General features: G+C 63.2%; 6 protein-coding genes. 3 read left to right on the top strand and 3 right to left on the bottom strand.

The window, feature by feature from the left end; genetic code table 11:
• Window positions 1–219: 219 nt before the first annotated feature.
• On the bottom strand, window positions 220–1,254 hold the full coding sequence (locus tag AC1D1F_RS24580; protein WP_477679129.1) for an SDR family oxidoreductase: 1,035 nt from the start codon (window positions 1,252–1,254) through the stop codon (window positions 220–222).
• Between the two features lie 203 nt (window positions 1,255–1,457).
• On the opposite strand from AC1D1F_RS24580, the gene AC1D1F_RS24575 reads away from it, so the two are divergent.
• Window positions 1,458–2,342, top strand: coding sequence for a DMT family transporter (locus AC1D1F_RS24575; RefSeq protein WP_477679128.1), 885 nt, complete (start codon window positions 1,458–1,460; stop codon window positions 2,340–2,342).
• Between the two features lie 20 nt (window positions 2,343–2,362).
• Here the strand turns inward: AC1D1F_RS24575 and aroC are convergent, their stop codons facing one another.
• A complete protein-coding gene (gene aroC, locus AC1D1F_RS24570; protein WP_477697467.1) occupies window positions 2,363–3,460 on the bottom strand; it encodes a chorismate synthase in 1,098 nt (365 codons plus the stop codon).
• A 125-nt stretch (window positions 3,461–3,585) separates the two neighbouring features.
• Here aroC and AC1D1F_RS24565 point away from each other — a divergent pair, with 125 nt between their 5' ends.
• Window positions 3,586–4,008 carry a cupin domain-containing protein gene (locus AC1D1F_RS24565; protein ID WP_477679284.1) on the top strand — a complete coding sequence of 141 codons (423 nt, stop codon included), beginning with the start codon at window positions 3,586–3,588 and terminating at the stop codon, window positions 4,006–4,008.
• A gap of 319 nt (window positions 4,009–4,327) precedes the next feature.
• On the opposite strand, the gene AC1D1F_RS24560 is transcribed toward AC1D1F_RS24565, so the two are convergent.
• Window positions 4,328–4,984 (bottom strand): glutathione S-transferase, encoded by a 657-nt coding sequence (locus tag AC1D1F_RS24560; RefSeq protein ID WP_477679126.1) that lies wholly within the window; start codon window positions 4,982–4,984, stop codon window positions 4,328–4,330.
• A 162-nt stretch (window positions 4,985–5,146) separates the two neighbouring features.
• Between AC1D1F_RS24560 and AC1D1F_RS24555 the strand changes: the two genes are divergently transcribed.
• A complete protein-coding gene (locus AC1D1F_RS24555; protein WP_477679125.1) occupies window positions 5,147–6,367 on the top strand; it encodes a polyhydroxyalkanoate depolymerase in 1,221 nt (406 codons plus the stop codon).
• Window positions 6,368–6,554: the final 187 nt, after the last annotated feature.

Raw genomic sequence — 6,554 nt, 5'->3', positions numbered from 1 at the left:
CGAGACCCCGCCTGAACCGAGCACCGCAGGTTGCCCGTAGCGAAGCGAAGGGACGCAGCAACCAGGGTCGCCTTTTCTTTTGCTTACTTTTCTTTTGGCGAAGCAAAAGAAAAGTGAGTAGCCGCCGGGCTACCCCCGGCCAGCAGAACGTAAAAGAGAGCACAGAGGAAGCGCACTCGCCGGAGCAAGACCCGGCCCCGCCCCGGAAGGGGCAAAAGATCAAACCACCCCAACACTCCCAGTAACGGGCAAAACAATCCCGGTGATATAGCTCGAACACACCGGCGATGCCAGGAACACATAAGCAGGAGAAAGCTCTTCAGGTTGCGCGGGCCGCCGCATGTCGGTCTTCTTACCGAAGTTCTGGACCATGTCGGCCGGTGAATCAGCCGGGTTCAGCGGTGTCCAGACCGGGCCGGGCGCCACGGCGTTGACGCGTATGCCTTTGTCGACCAGGTTGCTGGCCAGCGCTTTGGTGAAGGCGTGGATGGCGCCCTTGGTCGCTGAATAGTCGAGCAGTTTGGCGCTGCCCTCCAGCCCTGTCACCGAGCCGGTGTTGATGATGCAGGAACCTTGCTTCAAGTGCGGCAGTGCGGCCTTGGCCATGTGGAAGTAACCGTACACATTGGTACGCAGGGTTTCGTCAAAGCGCTCTTCCGTCAGGTCTTCGAGCGACTCCGCATGCTCCTGGAAGGCGGCGTTGTTGACGAGGATGTCGAGCTTGCCGAGGGACTTCACGGTTTTTTTGACGGCTTCGCGGCAGAAGGCCGCGTCCTTGACGTCGCCCGCGATCAGCACGCAGCGCCGGCCTTCGGCTTCGATGCAGCGCTGGGTCTCTTTTGCGTCCTGGTCGGAACTCAGGTAGGCCACGGCCACGTCTGCGCCTTCGCGCGCGAACAACACGGCCACGGCGCGGCCGATGCCGGAGTCCGCGCCGGTGACCAGCGCGGTCAGGCCCTCGAGCTTGCCGCTGCCTTTGTAGCCCGGTGCCATGAATTGCGGCTTGAGTTCCATGTCGGCTTCCAGGCCGGGCTTGCGCAGGTGCTGCTTCGGCAGCGGCGGCTCGGGATAGTCCTGCAGGCCGGCTTGCACGGCTTTTTTCTGCTTGCCGGCGGTGGCTTCGCGCTCGGCGCGTTTGGCCTCGTCCTTGCTGTCCTGTTCTCGCTGGATCTTTTGCTGTTTGGCGGTAACGGGCTCCGCGCGTGCTGATGGGCGCGTGGAAGGCGTCCGTGAAGAGGGAGTGGTTTTGGGCATGGCGCTTCCTCGAAAGTGGATGGGCGAAAGTGGATGGGTGAAAACCTCCATTTGGAGCGGCTCGCGCCGGGCGCGGTGTAGGAAAGATTCGCGCCTTCACCCCAGCCGTGCCTTGCGGCCGCTGCAGCTTGAGGCCGAATCTTGCACAATCAAGCCAGCTATCTTTCCCATCGCCGCTTTTGTTGCCGCCCGCGCGGCGTTTCATGCAAACCCGACACTTCCTCCAGCTCATCGCGATGTCCGCCCTCTGGGGCGCATCATTTCCCCTGCTGCGTATCGCCAGTCCCGCCCTGGGGCCGTGGGTGGTGGCGGCCATCCGCTGCATCCTGGCCGCGATCGTGCTGGGCCTGCTGATGAGCAGGCTGCGCGGCCGATGGCCGCCACGCGAAGCGTGGCCCCGGCTGGCGCTGCTGAGCATGCTGTCGGTGGTGGTTCCTTTTGTGCTGTACAACTGGGCCGCGCTGGTCATTCCCTCCGGCTATTCGGCGGTGCTCAATGCCACCGCGCCGCTCTTCGGCGTGATGGCCGCCGCGCTGGCGGGCGAGGAAAAACTCACCCGCATCCGCCTGCTTGGCTGTGCGGTCGGCTTTGCCGGCGTTGCGCTGCTGGTGCAGCTGGGACCGGTCGCCGTCACGCCCCGGGTGGTGCTGGCGGCGCTGGCCTGCGTGGCCGCGTCGGCCAGCTACGGCTTCGGCGCCATCCTCATGAAGCGAGCCACCATGGCCTATTCACCCCTGCCCTCGTCGGCGGTGGTGCACATTGCCGCGGCCCTGATCCTGCTCATACCCGGCGGGATCGCCGCGCCCTCGGCCGTCCTGACGCCGGGCGCCGTGGCGGCCGTGACGGTGCTGGGCACGCTGACCTCGGGTTTTATGTACTGGATCAGCATGCGGCTGATGCGCGAGATCCCGGCCAGCGCCGCCACGTCGGCGGCCTTCATGATCCCTCTGTTCGGCGTGACCTGGGGCGGGCTGTTTCTCGGCGAGCCGGTGACGGCCAGCATGCTGCCCGGCTGCGTCCTGGTGCTGTCGGCCACCGCGCTGATCACGGGCTTTAACCCGTTTCGGGCTGCGCCGCCTGAGCCTTGAGAGCGACTAGAGCGGTAGATTTATTTGCGGCTTCGCATGATGTCGGGTGTATTCACCACGACATCAGCGTTCTGCGCCCGCTGGCGCAGCGCATGCTCCATCACCACCAGCGCGAGCAGCGCTTCGGCAATCGGCGTGGCGCGTATGCCCACGCAGGGATCATGACGACCCTTGGTCACCACTTCGGCCGGATTGCCGGCCGTGTCGATCGACTGGCGCGGCGTGATGATGGAACTGGTCGGCTTGATCGCGATCGAGACTTCCAGGTCCTGGCCGGTGCTGATGCCGCCCAGCACGCCGCCGGCATTGTTCGACAGGAAACCTTCAGGCGTCAGCGAATCGCCATGCGTGGTGCCGCGCTGCGTGACACTGGCGAAACCGGCGCCGATTTCCACACCCTTGACCGCATTGATGCCCATCATGGCAAAGGCGATGTCGGCGTCCAGCTTGTCATACAGCGGCTCGCCCAGGCCGACCGGCACGCCGGAAGCCGTGACGCGTATGCGCGCGCCGCAGGAGTCGCCGGCCTTGCGCAAGGCGTCCATATAGTTTTCAAGCTTTGACACATCGGCCACCGGCGCAAAGAACGGGTTGTTCGGCACGTGCTCCCACGATTCGAACAGAATGACTTCATCGCCCACCTGCGTCATGCAGCCGCGAAACACCGTGCCGTACTTTTCAAACAACCATTTTTTGGCGACGGCGCCAGCCGCCACCGTGGGCGCCGTCAGCCGCGCCGAGGAGCGGCCGCCGCCGCGCGGGTCGCGCAGGCCGTATTTGTGCAGGTAGCTGTAGTCGGCATGGCCGGGGCGGAAGGTCTCCAGGATGTTGCTGTAGTCCTTGCTGCGCTGGTCGGTGTTGCGGATCAGCAGGCAGATCGGCGTGCCGGTGGTCTTGCCCTGGTAAACGCCGGAGAGTATCTCGACGGCATCAGGCTCGTTGCGCTGCGTTACGTGGCGGCTGGTGCCCGGGCGGCGGCGGTCCAGCTCAACCTGGATGTCGGCTTCACTTAAATCCATGCCCGGCGGGCAGCCGTCAATCACGCAGCCAATGGCCGGGCCGTGGGATTCACCAAAATTGGTGACTGCGAATAGGGTTCCTAAAGTATTGCCGCTCATAGGAGGGGATTATCCCAGACCACGGATCGTCCCTTGGGCGGGGCTGATACAGGCTCTGGAACACTTCCTGCTTGCTGCACCGCACCAATCCTGAGTTGGATGTCTTGATGGAACAGGAGCACCCCATGCTGGACCGCACCGCAACCAAGTTTTCCCACGTCAAGCCCGGTGACACGCAGTTTGTTTCCGGCGGTTTGCGCGATTTCTTCCTGTACCGTGACCTCGGCATTGCCGACGCGACCAACGGCAAGGTGATCGCGCACCTTGTCAAGGCGAACATGGCACCAGAAACAGGCACGGGATGGCACCGCCATGAGGCGGACTTCCAGATCGTGATCATGGTCAAGGGCTGGGCGCGCTTTATGTACGAAGACAAGGAAACCCTGGTCGAGGCCGGCGACGTGGTGCACCAGCGCCCGGGCATCAAACACTTCCTGTTCGACTACTCCCCCGACATGGAATACCTGGAAATCGTCGGGCCGGCGGATTTCAAATCAATCGACGTAGACCCCGTCTGCGAGATCCCTCCCCCCACACCCTGGGAGTAGGCAACCGCCACCACCCGGAACCCGTTCCCGAATCCGTTCCCGATTGCCCCTTGTGGATGCGCCGAGGAGCGGAGGTTCAGGCGGATCAGGGATCGCGTTGTTTGAGCCGAAGGCGAGTTTAGCGAGACCCCGCCTGAACCGAGCACCGCAGGTTGCCCGCAGCGAAGCGAAGGGACGCAGCAACCAGGGTCGCCTTTTCTTTGGTGACTTTCTTTTGGCGAAGCAAAAGAAAGTTACTTGCCGCCGGGCAACCCCCGGCCAGCAGAACCCAGCAAAGAAAACAGCCTTGGAGCAACGAAAAACTCAGAAGCCAGCTCGCTCAGAACTCAGCGTCAAGTTCGTCAATGTCATCCGGCTCCTTCTTGGCCGCAAGCACCCACTCCTTCATAGCCGGCAACTCCATAACCCGCTTGCAATAAGCCATACAAGCCTTGTCCAGCGGCACGTCATAAGTCAGGAAGCGAGTAACAACAGGCGCATACATGGCATCCGCCACCGACAGCTGCTTGCCGAACAAATAAGGTCCGCCATAGGAAGCCAGGCATTCTTTCCAGATCTCCAGCACCCGGTCGATGTCGGCCTGCGCACGCGACCAGACCTTGAAGTTCGGGAAATGGGCCTTGAGGTTCATGGGCAGCGCGGCGCGCAGCGAGGCAAAGCCCGAATGCATTTCGCCGCAAACCGCGCGGCAATGTGCCCGCACCTTGACGTCCGCCGGCAACAGCTGCGCTTTGGGCTTGATTTCATTGAGGTATTCGGCAATCGCCAGCGTGTCCCAGACCTTCACGCCGTTATGCTGCAGCGAGGGCACCAGCATGCTGGACGACAGCAGCAGCATTTCGGCCTTCATGGCCGGATCGTCGGGGGAGATCACTTTTTCGGTGAATTCCAGCCCGGCAAACTTCGCCAGCAGCCAGCCGCGCAGTGCCCAGGCACCGTAGTTTTTGCTGCTGATCGTCAGGACTGCCTTGGCCATGAGATTGCTCCTTGAACCGCAAAGTTGGTCCCCACTGCCCGGGGGTGACCAACCCTCCGCAAGGCTTGTGCCAGCGCGCGGGCAGCCGGTGACGATTGGCCCGTAACTTGCCTGCGTTCACCCCATCCGGGCCACAAACCCGATTCAAGAGCCAGGACTCCCATGCTTTACCAGGCCTACCAACTCCAGTCCGACCTGATGTCGCCGCTTCGCCTGCTGGCCCAAGGCGGCAGCGCGGCGCTCTGGCTGGGCAAAACCGAGGGCAGCCTGCTGCGCAAGTTCTCGGCGTCCATGGAGGTGTTTTCACGCCTGCGCCTGACGCATTCACGCCCGGCCTACGGCATCAGCTCGGTAAAAGTGGGCGAGCGCGAATTCGCGGTCACGGAAGAGGCTGTGCTGTCCATGCCCTTTGGCACCCTGCTGCGCTTCAAAAAGGAAACGCCGGCCGATCTGCCTTTCCAGCCGCCGGTGCTGCTGGTGGCCCCGCTGTCGGGCCACTTCGCCACGCTGCTGCGCGAGACCGTGCGCACCCTGCTGCAGGACCACGACGTCTACATCACCGACTGGCACAACGCGCGCGACGTGGCCTTGCGCCACGGCGCCTTCGCGCTCGACGACTACATAGACCACATGATCCGTTTCACCCAGGCCATAGGCCCGGGCACGCATGTGGTGGCGGTATGCCAGCCCTGCGTGGCGGCGCTGGCGGCGACGGCCGTCATGGCCGAAGACGACGACCCGGCCCAGCCGCGCAGCCTGACCCTGATGGCCGGCCCGGTGGACTGCCGCGTGAACCCGACGGGCGTCAACACGCTGGCCACCAGCAAGCCGATCGAGTGGTTCGAGAAAAACCTGATCAGCCATGTGCCGCTCCCGCACACCGGTTATATGCGGCGCGTGTACCCGGGCTTTGTGCAGCTCAGCGCATTTCTCAGCATGAACCTGGAGCGCCACAAAAAATCATTCCAGGACATGTACCAGCACCTGCTGGACGGCGACTTGGAAAAGGCCAACATCATCCGCGTGTTCTACGACGAGTACCTGGCCGTCAACGACCTGCCCGCCGAGTTCTATCTCGAGACGGTCGAGAAGGTGTTCCAGACCTACGACCTGCCGCTGGGCAAGCTCAGCTACCGCGGCCGCCTCGTGAAACCCGCCGCCATACGCCGCACCGCGCTGATGACGGTCGAAGGCGAACGGGACGACATCTGCTCAGTCGGGCAGACCGTTGCGGCGCAGGACCTTTGCACCGGGATACGGCCTTACATGAAGACGCATCATGTGCAGACGGGGGTTGGGCACTATGGGGTGTTCAGTGGGCGGAAGTGGAATCAGCAGATTTATCCGCGGGTTAGGGAGATGATTCATTCCAGCCTTGGCTGAGGGTGGGGGGCCGGGTCTTGCGCCGGCGGGCGCGCTTCCTCTCTTCTAAGTTCTGCTGGCCGGGGGTTGCCCGGCAGCAAGTAACTTTCTTTTGCTTCGCCAAAAGAAAGTCACCAAAGAAAAGGCGACCCGCAGTCTGGGTCCCTACGCTTCGCTTCGGGCAACCTGCGGTGCTCGACTACGGCGG

The sequence above is a fragment of the Polaromonas sp. P1_H6 genome, from assembly GCF_056405195.1.
This window is presented reverse-complemented; position numbering and strand designations above follow the sequence as displayed.